This is a genomic window from Rhodococcus sp. 320_ES, assembly GCF_059691855.1.
The window spans coordinates 665391-680412 of sequence record NZ_JCAWAG010000003.1 but is presented as its reverse complement, the minus strand read 5'-3'; the positions used below and the strand labels follow the sequence as shown (position 1 = coordinate 680412).

Annotated in this window: 19 protein-coding genes and 1 riboswitch; of the genes, 10 read left to right on the top strand and 9 right to left on the bottom strand. The window is 66.6% G+C overall.

Annotated elements, in window-relative coordinates; translation table 11 throughout:
* Positions 1 to 5: 5 nt before the first annotated feature.
* The gene (gene ispF, locus AC59JP_RS13855) at positions 6 to 482 is read right to left on the bottom strand and encodes a 2-C-methyl-D-erythritol 2,4-cyclodiphosphate synthase (protein ID WP_497326343.1); all 477 of its coding nucleotides are present in this window, start codon (positions 480 to 482) and stop codon (positions 6 to 8) included.
* Positions 483 to 556: 74 nt separating this feature from the next.
* Positions 557 to 1045: a CarD family transcriptional regulator gene (locus tag AC59JP_RS13850; protein ID WP_497326342.1), complete on the bottom strand. Its 489-nt coding sequence runs from the start codon at positions 1043 to 1045 to the stop codon at positions 557 to 559.
* A gap of 282 nt (positions 1046 to 1327) precedes the next feature.
* Between AC59JP_RS13850 and AC59JP_RS13845 the strand changes: the two genes are divergently transcribed.
* From AC59JP_RS13845 to disA, 3 genes are read left to right on the top strand one after another with little or no spacing between them, the layout of a single operon-like run.
* Positions 1328 to 1930: a copper chaperone PCu(A)C domain-containing protein gene (locus AC59JP_RS13845; RefSeq protein WP_497326341.1), complete on the top strand. Its 603-nt coding sequence runs from the start codon at positions 1328 to 1330 to the stop codon at positions 1928 to 1930.
* A gap of 48 nt (positions 1931 to 1978) precedes the next feature.
* Positions 1979 to 3400, top strand: a complete 1422-nt coding sequence (gene radA / locus AC59JP_RS13840; RefSeq protein ID WP_497326340.1) for a DNA repair protein RadA — start codon at positions 1979 to 1981, stop codon at positions 3398 to 3400.
* 55 nt (positions 3401 to 3455) lie between these two features.
* Complete coding sequence (disA, locus tag AC59JP_RS13835) at positions 3456 to 4544, top strand: DNA integrity scanning diadenylate cyclase DisA (RefSeq protein ID WP_497326339.1); 1089 nt, start codon at positions 3456 to 3458, stop codon at positions 4542 to 4544.
* A 3-nt stretch (positions 4545 to 4547) separates the two neighbouring features.
* On the opposite strand, the gene AC59JP_RS13830 is transcribed toward disA, so the two are convergent.
* Together AC59JP_RS13830 and AC59JP_RS13825 are read right to left on the bottom strand one after the other, a co-directional pair.
* Positions 4548 to 5255 carry a hypothetical protein gene (locus AC59JP_RS13830; RefSeq protein WP_497326338.1) on the bottom strand — a complete coding sequence of 236 codons (708 nt, stop codon included), beginning with the start codon at positions 5253 to 5255 and terminating at the stop codon, positions 4548 to 4550.
* Between the two features lie 42 nt (positions 5256 to 5297).
* The gene (locus tag AC59JP_RS13825; RefSeq protein ID WP_497326337.1) at positions 5298 to 6005 is read right to left on the bottom strand and encodes a carbonic anhydrase; all 708 of its coding nucleotides are present in this window, start codon (positions 6003 to 6005) and stop codon (positions 5298 to 5300) included.
* A 64-nt stretch (positions 6006 to 6069) separates the two neighbouring features.
* On the opposite strand from AC59JP_RS13825, the gene AC59JP_RS13820 reads away from it, so the two are divergent.
* Positions 6070 to 6951 (top strand): iron-sulfur binding domain-containing protein, encoded by an 882-nt coding sequence (locus AC59JP_RS13820; protein WP_497326336.1) that lies wholly within the window; start codon positions 6070 to 6072, stop codon positions 6949 to 6951.
* Positions 6952 to 7009: 58 nt separating this feature from the next.
* Positions 7010 to 7768 (top strand): DUF2510 domain-containing protein, encoded by a 759-nt coding sequence (locus AC59JP_RS13815; RefSeq protein ID WP_497326335.1) that lies wholly within the window; start codon positions 7010 to 7012, stop codon positions 7766 to 7768.
* On the opposite strand, the gene AC59JP_RS13810 is transcribed toward AC59JP_RS13815, so the two are convergent.
* A complete protein-coding gene (locus AC59JP_RS13810) occupies positions 7765 to 8481 on the bottom strand; it encodes an alpha/beta fold hydrolase (protein WP_497326334.1) in 717 nt (238 codons plus the stop codon). The genes AC59JP_RS13815 and AC59JP_RS13810 overlap by 4 nt on opposite strands.
* Before the next feature lie 23 nt (positions 8482 to 8504).
* On the opposite strand from AC59JP_RS13810, the gene AC59JP_RS13805 reads away from it, so the two are divergent.
* From AC59JP_RS13805 to AC59JP_RS13790, 4 genes are all read left to right on the top strand, one after another.
* A complete protein-coding gene (locus AC59JP_RS13805) occupies positions 8505 to 8819 on the top strand; it encodes an antibiotic biosynthesis monooxygenase family protein (RefSeq protein ID WP_497326333.1) in 315 nt (104 codons plus the stop codon).
* Between the two features lie 45 nt (positions 8820 to 8864).
* Positions 8865 to 10274, top strand: a complete 1410-nt coding sequence (locus AC59JP_RS13800; protein WP_497326332.1) for a serine hydrolase — start codon at positions 8865 to 8867, stop codon at positions 10272 to 10274.
* A riboswitch (cobalamin riboswitch) is annotated at positions 10271 to 10419 on the top strand. Its footprint overlaps the gene before it by 4 nt.
* Before the next feature lie 32 nt (positions 10420 to 10451).
* Positions 10452 to 10646 (top strand): CbtB domain-containing protein, encoded by a 195-nt coding sequence (locus AC59JP_RS13795; RefSeq protein WP_497326331.1) that lies wholly within the window; start codon positions 10452 to 10454, stop codon positions 10644 to 10646.
* Between the two features lie 32 nt (positions 10647 to 10678).
* Complete coding sequence (locus AC59JP_RS13790; RefSeq protein ID WP_497326330.1) at positions 10679 to 11431, top strand: CbtA family protein; 753 nt, start codon at positions 10679 to 10681, stop codon at positions 11429 to 11431.
* Here the strand turns inward: AC59JP_RS13790 and AC59JP_RS13785 are convergent.
* Genes AC59JP_RS13785 through AC59JP_RS13775 form a run of 3 tightly spaced genes read right to left on the bottom strand, consistent with a single transcriptional unit; the run spans position 11395 to position 13527 of the window.
* Positions 11395 to 12066 carry a DsbA family oxidoreductase gene (locus tag AC59JP_RS13785; RefSeq protein ID WP_497326329.1) on the bottom strand — a complete coding sequence of 224 codons (672 nt, stop codon included), beginning with the start codon at positions 12064 to 12066 and terminating at the stop codon, positions 11395 to 11397. The genes AC59JP_RS13790 and AC59JP_RS13785 overlap by 37 nt on opposite strands.
* A gap of 40 nt (positions 12067 to 12106) precedes the next feature.
* The gene (locus tag AC59JP_RS13780) at positions 12107 to 12547 is read right to left on the bottom strand and encodes an OsmC family peroxiredoxin (RefSeq protein ID WP_497326328.1); all 441 of its coding nucleotides are present in this window, start codon (positions 12545 to 12547) and stop codon (positions 12107 to 12109) included.
* A gap of 47 nt (positions 12548 to 12594) precedes the next feature.
* Complete coding sequence (locus AC59JP_RS13775; protein WP_497326327.1) at positions 12595 to 13527, bottom strand: helix-turn-helix transcriptional regulator; 933 nt, start codon at positions 13525 to 13527, stop codon at positions 12595 to 12597.
* Positions 13528 to 13623: 96 nt separating this feature from the next.
* Between AC59JP_RS13775 and AC59JP_RS13770 the strand changes: the two genes are divergently transcribed.
* Entirely contained in the window at positions 13624 to 14217 is a 594-nt protein-coding gene (locus AC59JP_RS13770; RefSeq protein WP_497326326.1) for a TIGR03086 family metal-binding protein, read from the top strand.
* On the opposite strand, the gene AC59JP_RS13765 is transcribed toward AC59JP_RS13770, so the two are convergent.
* On the bottom strand, positions 14211 to 14972 hold the full coding sequence (locus tag AC59JP_RS13765) for a VOC family protein (RefSeq protein ID WP_497326325.1): 762 nt from the start codon (positions 14970 to 14972) through the stop codon (positions 14211 to 14213). The two genes, AC59JP_RS13770 and AC59JP_RS13765, sit on opposite strands and share 7 nt — an antisense overlap.
* Positions 14973 to 15022: the final 50 nt, after the last annotated feature.

Sequence of the window (15022 nt, the reverse complement as noted above, 5' to 3'; positions counted from 1 at the left end):
CGATCCTACCGGCCGGGATCGGCGTCGAGGACCAATGCGGTGGCGACGGCGGCGATGCCCTCACCGCGGCCGGTGAGGCCGAGGCCGTCCGTGGTCGTGGCGGAGACGGACACCGGGCCACCGAGCACGTTGGTCAGCAGCGCCTGGGCTTCGTCGCGTCGGGGGCCGATCTTGGGCCGGTTGCCGATCACCTGGACGGCGGCGTTGCCCACCTTCAGCCCGTTCTCGGCGAGCAACTGGCGTACGTGCATCAGCATCGTGGCGCCGCTGACGCCGTCCCACTCGGGCCGACCGGTACCGAACACCGACCCCAGGTCACCGAGGCCCGCGGCGGAGAGCAGAGCGTCGCACAGGGCGTGGCTGGCCACGTCGCCGTCCGAATGCCCCGCGCACCCGTCGGCGTCCTCGAACAGCAGGCCGGCCATCCAGCAGGGGCGGCCCTTCTCGATCGGATGGACGTCCGTGCCGATTCCGACGCGCACTGTGGATCCTTTCGGGTCGATAACACGAAAAAGCGCCGGACGATTCGAACCGTCCGGCGCTTCTCGAAAACCTTCTACGACGCGGTTGCGAGAACCTCGCCGAGCATGCTGTCTGCCTTGACCTCGTCCGTGCCCTCGGCGAGCGCAAGCTCCCCGACCAGGATCTGACGAGCCTTCGCCAGCATGCGCTTCTCGCCTGCCGACAAGCCACGATCCTGCTCACGACGCCACAGGTCGCGTACGACCTCGGCCACCTTGTTCACGTCGCCCGATGCGAGCTTCTCCAAGTTGGCCTTGTACCGACGCGACCAGTTGGTGGGCTCTTCGGTGTGCGGTGCACGGAGCACCTGGAAAACCTTGTCCAGCCCTTCCTGGCCGACAACGTCCCGCACGCCGACGTACTCGGCATTGTCGGCGGGAACGCGAACGGTGAGGTCGCCCTGGGCAACCTTGAGAACCAGATACTCTCTTGCCTCGCCCTTGATGGTGCGAGTTTCGATTGCCTCGATCAACGCCGCTCCGTGGTGCGGGTAAACGACGGTGTCTCCGACCTTGAAAATCATGTGTTCGGTGCCCCTTTCGATATGGCCAGTTTAACACGGTTCGAGAGGGGCGGTACATCAACGGTGCAGGTCAGGGGCATCGATGGCCTCCGCGTGGGGTTGACAGAGGCCGAGATACGTGCATTGCCAACAGGGTTCGGCCAATCCCGACACGGCCCCGCGACACTCCGAAAACGGTGCACACCGATGCCGCGAAAGCGGCGCGCGAGGCCGTCTACTACCCTGCGTGGTGGACGCCGTGCGACGGCGACTACTTGGCCGGATTCGCACTGGAGGACGAACGTGACCGCATCCCCCGCCACGAAAGCACGCGGGACTCGCCGAGTCGGCGTTGCCCTGGCACTCGTAGCCACCGCAGCGCTCGGATTGAGCGCCTGTGGCTCGGGCAAGATCGCGCAGACGGCCAATCAGGTCGCCGCGATCAACGGCAACGGTGCCAACGTCGCGAACATCTCGATGCGCAACGTGCACGTCGCCTACCCGAACAGCGAGGAGTACTCGCTCACCGAAGGCGGCAAGGCCGAGCTGGTCTTCACCGCCGTCAACACCAGCGAGCAGTTCCCCGACACCCTCGAGGGCATCGAGACCGAGGGCGCCCAGCAGGTCACCCTCGTCGGCACCCCCGGCAGCATCGAGATCCCGCCGCAGGCCGCTCTCGCTGCCGGCGTACCGGCCGATCAAGAGCCGCTCGATCCCGAGGAACCGTCGTCCAGCGTTCTCGTCGAGCTCGACGGACTCTCGGCCGACGTTCGCCCCGGTCTCACCGTTCCCATGACCTTCAAGTTCGAGCGCGCGGGCGACGTGGTCGTCAACGTGCCGGTCGACGCCGGCCCGACGCCTCGCGTCGTGAACGAGCAGTCGGGCCCGGCCACCGAAGAGGGCTGACCCGTTCGTTCGAACGGCTCTGTCGGTAGGTCGTTCTAGGCTGCGCGAGTGGCCAAAGCCAGAACCAGTTTCCGCTGTTCGTCGTGTCGACACACCGTCTCCAAGTGGGTCGGACGCTGCCCCGAGTGCAACACCTGGGGCTCGATGGACGAGGTGTCCGTACTCGCTCCCGTCGCCTCACGCCCGGGCGCTAGTGGACTGCGCTCTGGAACCGGCGCGATGGTCCCCACGTCGCCGGCCATGCCGCTCACTCAGGTCAGCAGCGTCTCGTCGATCGCGAAGACGACCGGCATCGGCGAACTGGATCGGGTACTGGGCGGCGGGGTGGTCCCCGGCTCGGTGGTGCTGCTCGCCGGTGAGCCCGGAGTGGGCAAGTCGACGCTTCTGCTCGAGGTCGTACGGCGGTGGGCCGAGCGCAGCGACACCGATCGCGCGCTCTACGTCACCGCGGAGGAATCGGCCGGGCAGGTGCGCCTACGCGCCGACCGCACCGGCGCTGTGCACGAAAGGGTGTATCTCGCAGCCGAATCGGACCTCGCCACCATCTTCGGTCACGTCGATCAAGTTGCCCCGACACTGCTGATCATCGACTCCGTCCAGACCATGCTGGCCGCCGACGTCGAAGGCGTCATCGGCGGCGTCACGCAGGTACGCGCCGTCACCTCGGCTCTGACCACGCTCGCCAAGACCAGCGGGATCGCCGTTCTGCTCGTCGGTCATGTCACCAAGGACGGCGCGGTGGCCGGTCCGCGCTCGCTCGAGCATCTCGTCGACGTGGTGCTTCACTTCGAGGGCGACAAACACTCGACGCTGCGCATGGTGCGCGGCATCAAGAACCGCTTCGGCGCGGCCGACGAGGTGGGCTGCTTCGAGCTGCGCGAGGGCGGCATTCGCGAGGTGAGCGATCCGTCGGGGCTGTTCCTGCACCACCGCGACGACAGCGTGGCCGGTACCGCCGTCACCGTGACGATGGACGGAAAACGGCCGCTGCCCGCCGAAGTGCAGGCCCTCGTCGCCACCACCTCGATGCCGACGCCGCGTCGGGCGGTCAGCGGACTCGACCACGCGCGGGTCGCGATGATCCTTGCCGTTCTCGAAAAGCGGTGCAACGTCAAGGTTTCCGACAAGGAGGTCTACGCGGCCACGGTCGGCGGCATGCGGACCACCGAACCGGCAGCAGACCTGGCCCTCGCGTTGGCCGTCACCTCCGCACGTCGCGACAGGTCGCTGCCCGCCCACACCGTCGTGCTGGGCGAGGTCGGGTTGGCGGGCGAAATCCGCCGCGTCACCGGCGTCGACCGGCGGTTGGCCGAGGCCGCGCGGCTCGGTTTCACCTCGGCGATCGTGCCGGATGTGCCGGGTGACACCCCGCCCGGGATGCGGATCCACCGCGTCTCCGACGTGGGCAGCGCACTGCGCGCAGCAGGCCTGGACGTGCGTCGCCGCAGCGAGCCGGATGACCCCGGGTAACCTTGACGCCGAGGTCGGCGACGGGAGCCGACCACGGAGTCGTGAGGAGGGCTGCATGAGTGATTCGTTGTTGCCTCCCGCCGCCCTGCGCGACACCATCGCCAGCCTCGCGCCGGGCACGGACCTGCGGGACGGGCTCGAGCGCATCCTCCGCGGACGGACCGGCGGACTCATCGTGCTCGGCTACGACGACCGCGTGGAGAAGATCTGCGACGGCGGCTTCGTGCTCGACGTCGAGTTCGCCCCCACCCGGCTGCGGGAGTTGTCGAAGATGGACGGCGCCGTCGTGTTGTCGACCGACGGCAAGCGCATCGTCCGCGCCAACGTCCAGCTCGTTCCCGATCACACCATCGCCACCGTCGAGTCCGGCACCCGCCACCGCGCAGCCGAACGCACCGCGATGGAAACCGGATATCCCGTGGTCTCGGTGAGCCAGTCCATGAGCATCGTCAGCGTCTACGTCGCCGGCGTGCGCCACGTGATCGAAGGATCCGCGACGATCCTCTCGCGCGCGAACCAGGCCGTCGCCACGCTGGAGCGCTACAAGGCGCGACTCGACGAAGTGACCCGGCAACTGTCGGTCGTGGAGATCGAGGACTTCGTGACCCTGCGCGACGCGTTGACCGTCGCCCAGCGTCTCGAGATGGTGCGGCGCGTGTCCGTCGAGATCGAGCAGAACGTGCTCGAACTGGGAACGGACGGACGGCAATTGGCGCTGCAGCTCGAAGAGCTGGTGGGCGACAACGACATTGCCCGTCAGCTGGTCGTGCGGGACTACCTCGCGGGCACCGAACCGGCCAGCACCACCAACGTCGAACGCACCCTCGCGGCGCTCGACAAGCTCACCGACGTCGACCTGCTCGACCTCACCGTGCTGGCCCGCACGTTCGGGTACCCGGGCACCATCGAAGCGCTGGACTCACCGATGAGCCCCCGCGGATACCGTGTGCTGACGCGAGTTCCGCGGTTGCAGTTCAGCCAGATCAACCGGCTGGTGCAGTCGTTCGGCACGTTGCAGACCTTGCTTGCGGCCACCGCGGCGGATCTTCAGTCCGTCGAAGGCATCGGCGGGTTGTGGGCCCGGCACATTCGAGAAGGCTTGTCGCGCATGGCCGAAGCGAGTATCTCCGGGCCGTTCGACTGAGCTCTAAGCGATGTTGAACGTCTCGGGCGAGCTGCGCAGTTCGCCGAGCTGACCCACCACCGAGTAGGCGCCCGCCCCGACCGGGTTGCGGGGGGCGGTGCAGCCGGGCTCCGACGTCGTCGCGGACCACGTCACGGTGAACGGAGCCTGCTGACCGGGAGCAAGGTTGCGGACGTCGGGGGCGGTGGACGGGAAGCAGTCGATGTTCGACCACAGCCGCTGATTCTCGAGGGTGTACACCAGCACCTGCTGCAGGCCGGACCCGAGATCACGCGAGCACGCCGAAGTGCCGATGTTGGTGACCACGATGGTGAACTTCGGTTCCTGGCCCGCCTGGTAGGTCGGCTGATCCGGAGATGCCTTCACCGCAAGCGACTGATCGGGGCACTGACCCGGGGCCACGGGCGTCGCAGAGCCGGACGCGGTGGTGGTTGCCGTCGTCGACGCGGCGGGAGCACCTCCACCGCCACCGCCGCCGGACGCCTGCGCGTCGGGGCCCGGATTGGACGACGCGTCGGGGCGGTAGGTGGTCGTCGGGGTCGGAGTGAGAGTGGCGGACGCACCGGTGGCCGTCGTGTCGGGGTCGTCGGAACTGGTCAACGACAAGATGAGCCAGACGACCAGGACGAGCGCAACGACCGCGACACCGATCGCCAGCGCGCGACGACGCCAGTAGATCTCGGGTGGCAGTGGACCGTTCGGCTCGAGCACCCGTCAACCGTATGTGGCTTTCGGGTGCCCGAGCCGCACCTACTACGGCGTGTCGCTGGGAACCGAGGCCGCGTGCAGCTGATCGCTCGGATCCGTGCGGTCGGTGCCCTCCGATTCGACCGGACCGATGTCGCCGAGAACGCCCTGGAACTCGACCTTGCCCTCGGCCAACTTGTACGTCAGGCCGACGATCGCGAGCTGGCCCGCATCGATGCGCTTGGCGAGAATCGACGACCGCTCGACCAGCAGCTTGCCGGTCTCGAGGACGTGGCGCGCTTCGATGTCGTCGGCGCGGGTGTAGCCCAGACGGTGCGCGTTGAGGACCGACGGGGTGACGCGCTCGACGATGTCGCGGATGAATCCACTGGGAACAGAACCGTTCTCCACTGCCCCCATGGTTGCCTTGACTGCGCCGCAGCTGTCGTGACCGAGGATGACAATGAGCGACGCCCCGAGCACCTCGGCACCGAACTCGATGGACCCGAGCACGGACGAGTCGACGACCTGGCCGGCGGTCCGCACGACGAACATCTCACCGAGGCCCTGATCGAAGATGATCTCGGCGGCGACGCGCGAGTCGGAGCATCCGAAGAGAACCACCGACGGATGCTGGCCGTCGACGAGGCTGGCGCGGCGGTCGATTCCCTGATCCGGATGGATGGATTTGCCCTCCACGAATCGGCGGTTGCCCTCGTAGATGGAAGCCCAAGCTTCGGCCGGCGTTTTGGCTGCAGTGTCTGAATTCCCCATGTCGGTCATTCTGCCTCAGCCGGGCGAGTGCCGCCCCTGTGCGCGATTTCCTACCCTGGAGGGCATGAATTCGCGCACAGCAGCGGGCGCAGCCGCCTTGATCACGTGGTTCGACGAGACCGCCCGCGATCTGCCGTGGCGCCGGCCGGGAGTGAGTTCGTGGCAGATCTTGATGAGCGAGATCATGCTGCAGCAGACACCCGTCGCCCGCGTCGCACCGATCTGGCTGGACTGGGTGGCGCGGTGGCCGGTCCCGTCGGCGATGGCGGCGTCGTCTCAGGCCGAGGTGCTGCGGGCATGGGGAAAGCTCGGCTACCCGCGTCGCGCGCTGCGGTTGCACGAGTGCGCGAAAGTACTTGCGACGCAACACGGTGACGTGGTGCCCTCCGACGTCTCCGTGTTGCTCGGGCTCCCCGGTATCGGCAGCTACACCGCACGTGCCATCGCGACCTTCGCCTACGGTCAGAGCGTTCCCGTGGTCGACACCAACGTGCGACGCGTCGTCGCTCGCGCCGTGCACGGCCTCGCCGAACCGGGGAACCCCTCCACCACACGGGATCTCGCCGACGTCGCCGCACTGCTGCCGGCCGAGCGAGGAGCCACGTTCTCGGCGGCGCTGATGGAACTCGGCGCGGTCGTCTGCACCGCCAAGAACCCCAAGTGCTCGGAATGCCCGCTCCCGCACTGCGCCTGGGTCGAGGCCGGCAAACCCGCGCACGCCGGGCCGCCGCGCAAGGTGCAGAAATTCACGGGCACCGACCGCCAGGTGCGCGGGAAGTTGATGGACGTGCTGCGCGACACGGACGGCCCGGTGGAGAAGGCTCAATTGGATCTCGTGTGGACCGTCGACGCGGGGCAGCGTGAACGCGCGCTCGATTCCTTGCTCGCGGACGGGTTGGTGGAGCAGACGGCGGGAGGGTTGTTCGCGTTGGGGGGTGAGGGGTAGGGCGTGCTCGCAGAAGCGGTTGGTCGCTTCGGCTAATTCAAGGCGATCATTCGGATGAATGAACCTCGCATATCGGCGACCGCAGGAACAAACACGCTGCTATAAACACGTCGTGTCCACATCGCCCGGCTGGTATCCCGACCCAAACGACCCTACTGTCCATCGCTTCTGGGACGGGCGTCAGTGGACCCCCGAAACACGCTTGAGCTCCGTCATGAATGAAGATGACCCAGCGCAAAAATCGAGGCGGACCACATGGGCCGTATGTGGCACGGTTGCAGCCGTGCTGTTCGTGCTCGCGGCAATCGGTGGAGCTTTCAGTGGCGGAGACACCGCGACCGGCAACTCCAGCAACACCGTTCAGGGCTACCCATACAAAGCTCCGTCAAGTTCAACGCGCGCCATGCCGCGCCCATCGCCGTCTGCGGTCGCTCTACCGGTCGTTCCCGTGGAACAAACGGCCATTCCCGCACCGGTAGTGAGCCCCCCTCGCGCAACTGGTATCGGCAAGCCTGTCCGGGATGGCAAGTTCGAGTTCGTCGTTACCTCATGGGACGGTACAACCGCAGAACTATCAGTGACCAATATAGGAGATCGGCCACAGTCGTTTGCCATGACCGCACAGTACCTGTACGACACACAAGATCGTCGATTCGAACCTGAGTTTGAATGGGACTCAGAATTGGCGTTCGCAGATCTGAACCCGGGCCAGTCAGCCTCCGGCGCAATCAGTTACATCTTGAGCGGGGCAGTGCCTGACTACCTAGAACTCCATGATTCGATGTTTTCCAGCGGCGTGAAAGTTCCCTTACGCTAGGTTCCACTGACATTGCCCAAAAACTCGCTTACGACTGACCGGTACCGCTCCGGCATCTGGTCGTGCATCAAGTGACCCGCACCGTCGACCACGACGTACTGCGAATTCGGCTTCCGCGCATGCATTTCCGCCATCTGACCGGGCGGGGTGATGCCGTGTGCCGCTTCGACGAGCAGCGTCGGAGCCTGCACCGCATCCCACTGGGACCAGAACGAGCGCGTGCCCCATTCGGCGGAGATGGCCCGGAACGTCTCGACGTCGCCGTGCAGGCGATACCCGTCGGCCGTGTGGTCGAACGAGTCCAGGAAGTACTGTCCCGCAACGTCTCCGAAGAAGTTCAGCACGTCCTGCTCGGTCGGGAAGGGCTGTGGCCACGCATGGATCATCGCGGCCCAGTCGTCGGCGGTGCGCCCTTGGAAGTCGGGCGCCATGTCCTCGATCACCAACGCGCGCACCAGTTCCGGGTGCGACGCGGCGAGACACCAGCCGTGCAGAGCGCCCATCGAGTGCCCGACGACGATCGACGGACCCAGGTCGGTGACGAACGACGCGAGATCCTCGACGAACGCTTCCGTGGACAGGTCGTTCACGGGACGCCCGTGCCCCGCCGCGTCGAAGGTGTGCACGTCGCCCAGTTGGCTCAACCACGGAACGTGCCGGCGCCACGTTCGGCCGCGGCCCATGAGCCCGTGCAGGAGGACGATCGGTGTCACACCCGAAGGGTAATCTCGGGCGCATGGCAGTTGTGAAGATCAACGCGATCGAAGTTCCCGAAGGCGCAGGCTCCGAGCTCGAGAAGCGGTTCGCTGCACGTGCACATTCCGTGGACGGCTCACCCGGTTTCCTCGGGTTCCAGTTGCTGCGTCCGGTCAAGGGAGACAACCGGTACTTCGTCGTCACCCAGTGGGAGACCGAAGAGGCCTTCGCGGCATGGGCCGCGGGTCCCGCCGTCGCCGCACACTCGGGTGAGCGCGCCAAGCCGGTCAGCTCGGGTGCGTCGTTGCTCGAATTCGAGGTGGTGCTCGACGTAAAGCCCGAGGGCGGTCAGTAGGGTTCGAATCGGGTTATTCACCGATTTTGGATGGGGATCGCGCGAATGCAGAGTTTCAGGGGGCGTGCCGCGCTGCTGATCGCCGTGGCCTTGACCGCAACGGCGTGCTCCGGGGGCGTCGATCCGAAGCTCGAGTCCGGTGAAGCGCGCGGATGGTCGGACACGACCACCGACTCCACACCTCCCCCGGCGGCCGCGCCTGCCCTGCCGCCGCCACTGATCGATCCCACCACTCCCATCGGCCAGGTCAGCCAGAAGATCGTCGGATGGATCAACTCCGACGTGAACACGCTGAACGTCGACGAGGTCAACGCGTCTGCTGCGCCCGTGCTGGCGCAAGCGCTCGGCGCGAACGGGCTGATCACGCCGGTCGTGCAGCTGAACACCAGCGCGCCGTTCACCGTCGATTCCTATCGCGCGCAGGGCAATCGTTCCGAGCTGCAACTGACCACGAGCCGCGGCGTGCCCGCCACACTGGACCTGGCTATCGATGCGTCCGGAAGACTCGAGGGCATCCGCGGCGTCCCCTCGGCCGCTCCCGAAACGACGTGGGCCGACGTGGATCGGGCCATCTCGTCGCTCGGCACCACCGCCGATTCCGTTCTTGCCGCACGCATCACGAACGACAGCTGCGTGCCCGTCCATGCGACCAACGCCGGCGCCGAGCTTCAGCTCGCCTCCGTCTCCAAGCTCTACGTTCTGGGTGCGCTGCTGCGCGCGGTGAACGACGGAACGGTCTCCTTCGACGAGACGCTGACAATCACCGACAACATCAAGAGCGCACCCTCGGGCGAGCTGCAGAATCTTCCCGCCGGCTCCGAGGTGACCGTGCGGGAAGCCGCTGAGAAGATGATCTCGATCAGTGACAACACCGCGACCGACCTGCTGATCGATCGCCTCGGCCGCCCGGCGATCGAGGACGAGTTGGTCCTGATGGGTCACCACGATCCCGCCGACCTGACGCCGTTCCCCACGACCAAGGAAGTGTTCCTGACCGGTTGGGGCATCCCGAACCAGCGCGCGGCGTGGCAGGCCGCCGACACCCAAGGTCGACGCGCCATCCTCGCCTCGCTCGACAACAGGCCGCTCGACCTCGACCTCCAGTCGCTGATCGACACGCCGGGGTCGGCTCAGGACATCGGTTGGTTCGCCACCGCGGACGACATCTGCAACGCCTACGCCGGTCTACTGAACGGCCCCTTGCCCAACGAGGCTCGTCGCATTCTCGGCATTCAACCGCTGATCGAACTCGACCGCGCCCAGTGGCCGTACGTCGGAGCGAAGTCCGGCAACCTTCCCGGTGACGTCATCGGATCGTGGCTCGCGACGGACGCCGCCGGCCAGGATTGGGTCTTCGCGACGCAGATCGAATCGGACCGCCCGATCGGTCAGTTGGAGAACGGCTACGTGTTCTCGATAGCCCAGTCCGCCTTCGGGATTGCCGCGTCCAATTGACTTGTGACGCGGCCGGTGTCACAGTTCGCTTGACCACACTGCGACGGTCGACGGTAACCCGGTGCGAATCCGGGACGGTCGCGCCACTGTAATCGGGCCACCCGGCTCGAAAGTCAGAAAACGAGGCCGACGCAGCCATCCTCGACTCGGGACGCGAAAATCCCGGAAGGACACATCATGGCTATCGTCCACACCCCCAGCTCGGTCGAAGAATCCGCTGTACTCGCAGTCGTCGTCGCCGCGGTGATTCTGCTTGCGTTCCTCACGCTGTACCTGGTCGGCTTCGATCAGGGAGCCATCTCGCGCTCCGGTATGTACATGCACGAGCTGATGCACGACGGACGTCACCTGCTGGGGCTTCCGTGCCACTGAATCATTTGCCGGGAACCTTCGTTCAGCTTCTAATGCGCGGCCTTCTCGCCGGACTGATCGCCGGCATCGTCGCGGGCGGTGTCGCCTTCTTCATCGGCGAACCGCACGTCGACGCCGCCATCGCCCTCGAGGACGCAGCGGGCGGACACAGTCATCACGGTGGCAGTGGCGACAGCGCCGCCGCGCCGCACGAGGAAGAGACTCCTCTGGTCTCGCGTGACGGCCAGAAAGCGGGCCTGTTCCTCGCGACCGGGCTGGCCGGGCTCGCCCTGGGTGCAATCTTCGCGGTCGTCGTTCACTTCGCCCGACGGTTCGTGACTCTGCGCGGACCCGTTCTCGCGCTGGTGATCGCCGGTGGTGGATGGCTCGCAATCGAGGCGGTGCCGTTCTTCAAGTACCCGGCGAATCCGCCGGCGGTGGGCGACCCCGACACGATCACCCAGCGCACCTGGCTGTGGCTGGCGTCTGTCACGCTGGGACTGTTGGCGGTCGCCGTGGCGGCCTACATCGCGAAGGCGGTTGCCGCGCAGAATTCCGTCGCCACCCGCATCGCAGCTCCGCTGGCCGGGTTCCTCGTCGTGGTGATCGTGGGCTACGTGTTGCTTCCGGGAGTCGACGAAGTGGGCGCGGACTTCCCCGCCACCCTGCTGTGGCAGTTCCGCATCTCGTCGCTGACCATTCAAGCGACGCTGTGGATCTCGCTCGGCCTGGCGTTCGCCTACCTGACCGAGCGAGCCACTCGCACCGGTCAATCCAGGTCGGCGACGGCCCTGTCGAACAACTGAAAGAACACCTCTTCGGGCTGCGCGCCGGACACCGCCACCCGCCGACCGGCGACGAAGAACGGAACTCCGCTCACGCCGATCTGCTTGGCGGTGGCGAGGTCCGCGCGAACCTCCTCGGCACCCTCGTCCGTGTCGAGTCGGGACCGGATGTCCGCACCCAGTCCCGACTCGTCCGCGACCGCCGCCAACACGTCCAGATCGTCGATGATGCGACCCTCGACGAAATGAGCTCGAAAGAGGTTGTCCATCACCTCGTTTCGGCGTGATGCGCGCGGTCCCTTCGGCGTTTCCTGCGGACCGGCCATCTGGATCAACCGATGCGCATCGAAAGTGTTCGCGGCGACGACGTTGTCGAAGTCGATCTCGAGACCGTCAGATTCGGCGTTTGCCCGAACTTGGTCGAACATCTGCAGAACCTGTTCGCGCTGTAGACCTTTGGTGGCCATCAGCGATTCGATCTCGGGCGTGCCCTCACCGACCGGTGTCTCGGGAGACAGCTGATAGGCGCGCCAGATCACCTCGATGCGGTCGCGATCCGGGAACGACTCCAGCGCCTTGGTGAACCGGGACTTCCCGATGTAGCACCACGGGCACGCGATGTCGGACCAGACCTCGACAACCGCAGTCGACGTCACCGTGCGACTCGTTCCGACCGGCCTCCGGCCTTCCCGCGGCTCATTCCGATTCGAGCGCTGCGTCCAAGGTGATCTCGACGCCGGTAAGGGCCTTCGACACCGGGCAGCTCTCCTTGGCGGTCTGAGCAGCCTTGGCGAAGCCGTCTGCATCGAGGCCGGTCACCTCACCGCGCACGGTGATCTTGATGCCGGTCAGCTTGAAGCCCTGCGTGTCCGGGCCGAGCGAGACATCCGCCTTCACGTCCAGGCTCTCCGGAGTGCCACCGGCCTCGGCGATCACGGCGGACAACTGCATCGCGTAGCACGCGGAATGCGCAGCGGCGATCAGTTCCTCCGGGCTGGTGGTTCCGTCGGCGTCCTCGGCCGCGCGCTTGGGGAACGACACATCGAAGGTCGCCGCGCCCGAGCTGGTGAGCTCGACCTGGCCGGCACCCTTCTCCAGCGTTCCGTTCCAAGCAGTGCGTGCGGTACGTGTGGGCATCGTGTGTGCGCCTCTCGTCGAAGAATGTATTACCTACAGAATCCAGACTAGCCATGCCGATCGGCCACCGCCCGAGCCCGATCTCTCACAGCGGCCCGAAGCTCCGGCGGCGACACCAACTCCCCCTCCTCACCGAGCGTCCACATCAACGAACAGGCGTGCCCCACCCCGCCGAGGACGACCTCGTAGGTGAGCAGGTCACCACGTCCCGAGGTGACGCGCGTGACCTCCAGGGCCGCCGCAGATACCGTCGGAGATCGGTTGGGGGTGACCCGAATGGTGGCGGAGACGAGCTCGAGACCCTCGCGGAACTGTGTCCGTCGACGGTCCCAGATGGCGGCCAGGTCGATGTCGGGATCTCGCTGGGCGGGTTCGTCGAGCTGCTCGACGGCGCTCATGCGGGAGAGTCGGTACGTGCGCTCGTTGCCGCGATGCGTCGCGAGCAAGTACCAGTGGCGACCGGCGTGAACGAGCCCGAGCGGGTCGACGGTGCGTTCGCTGCGCTGGGGTCCGTAGACGATCTTCAGGCGTCGGCCGGCGAACACGGCCTGCTGAACCAAGCCCAGATGCTCCTCGTCCTCGACGGGACCGGAGACGAATCCGTCGGGTCGGACCAACACGCGTTGGGCGACAGTGGTTGCGGCCCTTCGATGTTCGTCCGTCATCGAGGCAGCGACCTTACGCATTGCCGACGCGAACGCCTGGCCCATGCCCAACGATTCGGACGCCGGGCCACTCATCAGTGCCTTCGCCTCGTCCGCGGTGAGGCCGGTGAGATCGGTCGTGAATCCGGGCAGCAGCTCGAACCCGCCGTTCCGCCCACGTTCGGCGTAGACGGGAAATCCCGACAGTGACAGCGCGTCGATGTCGCGCAGAATGGTGCGCTCGGACACCTCTAGTTCCTTCGCGAGGGCGGATGCGGACATCCGGCCGCGGTTGCGCAGCAGCAGAACCAGGGAGAGAAGACGGTCGGCGCGCATAGGGAAAGTGTGTCAGAAAAACATGACACAACGTGTCGTGATTACCGGGTTGACTTCCGTTTCGTACAGCAACCGCCGCCACGAAAGGCAGTCACCATGGACCCCCGCCCGCTCTACCGCACCGCACTCGACTGGACCACCGGCCTCGCCGCCGCCGTCACCGAGGATCAGATGTCGTTGCCCACCCCGTGCGCGGAGTTCGACGTCCGGGCCCTGATCGGTCACCTCGTCGGAACAGTTCGACGAGGACACGCCGCAGCTGCGGGTCTCGACGTCATGGCCGTGAACGTCGACCTACCCGACCTCGCCGATCCGGCGGGCGACTTCGCAGCCGGCGCGAAAGCCGCGGTCGACGCCTGGGCGGCGGACGACTCGCTGCTCGACGCCATGATCACCGTGCCGTGGGGCACCGTCCCCGGACGCGGAGTCTTGATCGGCTACCTCAACGAAACCCTCGTCCACGGGTGGGACCTCGCCGCAGCCACCGGTCAGGACTGGGAAGCCGATCCGGACGTGGTCGACGTCGTCGCGCAGATCTTTCCGCAGTTCCTACCTGCCGACATTCGCGACGCCGACGACGTCCCGTTCGGCCGCGTCGTCGAGCCGCGTCCCGGCGCCGGCCCCACGGAGCGGCTGGCGAACTGGTCCGGGCGCCGGTCGACGGAGTGGCTCACGCGCGTCTCTCACTGATCGAAGTCGGGCTCCTGCATCGCCACCACCGAGAGGACGTTGCCGGACGGGTCGGTGAACCACGCGATGTCGGGACCGTGGCCGCGCATCACGCCGTCCTCGTCCTGCGGGGATCCCTCGTAGTGCAGGAACTCGACGCCCTTAGCCGATAGCTCTGCGACCGTGGCCCCGACGTCGCGAGTCGGGATGTTGAGAATTGTGTGCGCTGCGGGCACGTGGTCGGGCTTGGGATACGCGAGCACTGTCGTGCGGCGGTCGATGCGAATCCACGCCATTCCCGGACCGTTCGGGAGAACGCGCATACCGAGTACGTCGCGGTAGAACTGCGTCGCTTCCTCCACGTCGCGGACCGCGAATCCCGCGAACGGGGTTGTGGGAGCGCCCATCTGGGCTTCCATCTCGTCGCGGATGCGGACCAGCTGGATCCAGTTCCCGTCCGGATCCGCGACTGTTGCGAACTGGTCACCGTCGCGGTTCTCCAGCGGGCTGATCCACTGGGCGCCCAGTTCGTCCAGCCGCGCGGCCACCGCGGCAGGATCGTCCGGCTCGAAGTTGAGGAGGATGCGCGCGCCGTTCGAGTTCGGGCCGGTGACGTCGTCGCGTTTGTCGAACATGACGAAGAAACCGTCGAGGTCGATCACGGTGTACGGGCCCATCGCCATCGGCGTCGCCTCGAACGCCGTTCCGTACCACTGCGCGAGCGCGGCGGGGTCGGGGCTGGACAGAATCAGTGAGTTCACGGATGCAGTTGCCATGCAGGTTACGACTCGGGTGGCGGCGGATAATCATCGCCGCTCTCAGTCCC

Excerpts from the sequence above, each read along its gene's own strand:
- AC59JP_RS13805 (WP_497326333.1), top strand. The coding sequence starts at position 8,505 with ATGGCAGTTGTGAAGATCAACGCGATCGAAGTTCCCGAAGGCGCAGGC.
- AC59JP_RS13850 (WP_497326342.1), bottom strand. The coding sequence starts at position 1,045 with ATGATTTTCAAGGTCGGAGACACCGTCGTTTACCCGCACCACGGAGCG.
- AC59JP_RS13825 (WP_497326337.1), bottom strand. The coding sequence starts at position 6,005 with ATGGGGAATTCAGACACTGCAGCCAAAACGCCGGCCGAAGCTTGGGCT.
- AC59JP_RS13800 (WP_497326332.1), top strand. The coding sequence starts at position 8,865 with ATGCAGAGTTTCAGGGGGCGTGCCGCGCTGCTGATCGCCGTGGCCTTG.
- AC59JP_RS13770 (WP_497326326.1), top strand. The coding sequence starts at position 13,624 with ATGGACCCCCGCCCGCTCTACCGCACCGCACTCGACTGGACCACCGGC.
- AC59JP_RS13820 (WP_497326336.1), top strand. The coding sequence starts at position 6,070 with ATGAATTCGCGCACAGCAGCGGGCGCAGCCGCCTTGATCACGTGGTTC.
- AC59JP_RS13790 (WP_497326330.1), top strand. The coding sequence starts at position 10,679 with ATGCGCGGCCTTCTCGCCGGACTGATCGCCGGCATCGTCGCGGGCGGT.
- AC59JP_RS13815 (WP_497326335.1), top strand. The coding sequence starts at position 7,010 with ATGAACCTCGCATATCGGCGACCGCAGGAACAAACACGCTGCTATAAA.
- AC59JP_RS13795 (WP_497326331.1), top strand. The coding sequence starts at position 10,452 with ATGGCTATCGTCCACACCCCCAGCTCGGTCGAAGAATCCGCTGTACTC.
- AC59JP_RS13765 (WP_497326325.1), bottom strand. The coding sequence starts at position 14,972 with ATGGCAACTGCATCCGTGAACTCACTGATTCTGTCCAGCCCCGACCCC.
- AC59JP_RS13775 (WP_497326327.1), bottom strand. The coding sequence starts at position 13,527 with ATGCGCGCCGACCGTCTTCTCTCCCTGGTTCTGCTGCTGCGCAACCGC.
- disA (WP_497326339.1), top strand. The coding sequence starts at position 3,456 with ATGAGTGATTCGTTGTTGCCTCCCGCCGCCCTGCGCGACACCATCGCC.
- AC59JP_RS13780 (WP_497326328.1), bottom strand. The coding sequence starts at position 12,547 with ATGCCCACACGTACCGCACGCACTGCTTGGAACGGAACGCTGGAGAAG.